The 1,602-nt window shown below is 31.7% G+C and carries 2 protein-coding genes; both read left to right on the forward strand.

Annotated features, from left to right (window positions below):
* Window positions 1-967, forward strand: a 967-nt coding sequence (locus QZ824_RS11570; RefSeq protein ID WP_291276171.1) for an RHS repeat-associated core domain-containing protein, incomplete at its 5' end; no start/stop codon positions are given.
* A gap of 3 nt (window positions 968-970) precedes the next feature.
* On the forward strand, window positions 971-1,426 hold the full coding sequence (locus QZ824_RS11575; RefSeq protein WP_291276172.1) for a DUF4304 domain-containing protein: 456 nt from the start codon (window positions 971-973) through the stop codon (window positions 1,424-1,426).
* The last annotated feature ends 176 nt before the right edge of the window (window positions 1,427-1,602 follow it).

The raw sequence follows: 1,602 nt of genomic DNA on the forward strand, positions 1-1,602 counted from the left end.
GGGTTATAATTCTGATGAACAAATGTATGCTAAAGATGGTTCTTTGATACGCATACGACCTGTGCCGCCTTTGTTTACTACGAGTTATGATTATAAATATAATGGACAAGAGCTTCAGGAAGAGTTAGGGCTTAACATGACTGCGATGGATTGGAGACAATACGATTCCGCTATTGGTAGATTTGTTGGAATGGACTACTTATCAGACATGTTTTGTGATACTTCACCATATGCATTTGCGTTAAATGTACCTACAATTTTTTCTGACCCTACTGGTTTGTGTCCAGAATGCATAAAGAATGTTCAAAATCCTACAGCAGGACAAAGTTATACAACTTCTGATGGAACTGTTAATATATATACACCTAATGAAGATGGTAATGGTGGTATATGGGTTGGGCAAATTGAAGAAGTATTAGTAAAAACCGAAAAGCCTAAAGAAGAGTCAAACGCTGTAGCTAATACACAATTAGCTTTAGATGCATTAGGGTCAACAGAAATACCAATTGTTAGTCAAATAGCAGATATTGCAAGTGCAGGTATTGATTTTTATAATGGTGACATTGGAAGTGGTCTATTGAGTCTAGGTGGAGTTTTTATACCTGGTTTAAGTCAGTTGAAAATGGCTAAAAAAGGATTAAATATTATCGAAAGTGCTGATGGTATAAACAAGGGGATGAAACAGTTTACTAAATCTAATCTGAAACTGGGTCAAGAAATGCACAAAAACTATAAAGTTGGCGTAAATGGTGTTAAAGAATTTAGATTACCTAGTGGTAAACGTATTGATTTTCTTGATGTTGAAAATGGTACAATTTTTGAGCTAAAACCATTTAATCCAAGGGCGATGAAAGCTGGAAATAAACAACTAGATACATATTTAAAAGAGATGAATTCGCCTGCTGTTCTTGAAAAGCACCCTGAATTTAAAGGCATTGATTGGAAAACAGTTTTAGACACATATTAAACTATGGAAAATAAGGAATTTAAAAAAACATTTGGCGAAATAGCAAAAAAATATAAATTTTCTAACGCTTTTGGGGGATGGTTTAAAGCTAATGAAGAATGTTTGGCAATACTTGAATTACAAAAATCTAGTTTTGGAAATAATTATTACCTTAATATTAAAATATTTATTCAAGGTGCATTCAGTAGAGTATATACCCCAAATAAAGATTTAATAAAGAGTCCCATTGGTCACATTACTAATCAGATTAGAGATAATAAGATATTTGATTTTGACAATTTATTGGAAAGTGACAAACGCAAAATCGAATTAGAAGAGTTTTTTAAAGATGTAATAATTCCATTTGTTGATAAAACTATGAGTATTAGTGGTGTCAAAGAATTAGAAGCTAAAGGAAAAATAACTTTATTGCCAGCAATAAAAATAGAATTAGATAAAGTTGGCAATCTCCCAAATTAGGACATTGCATTCACGTCGTCACACAAAACTAGTAAGTTCCAATCATAGATAACTTACTGCTCGTATAATGTAAATCTAAACAACAATCCTAACCGTAAAAAAGTTAGGATTTTGTTTATAAAATATTAACTTTGACCTACGTTCTTACAAGAGTAAAAAAATCATTATTATCCATT

Source organism: Flavobacterium sp. (assembly GCF_021151785.1).
Classification (GTDB): Bacteria; Bacteroidota; Bacteroidia; order Flavobacteriales; family Flavobacteriaceae; genus Flavobacterium.

Excerpts from the sequence above, each read along its gene's own strand:
- QZ824_RS11575 (WP_291276172.1), top strand. The coding sequence starts at position 971 with ATGGAAAATAAGGAATTTAAAAAAACATTTGGCGAAATAGCAAAAAAA.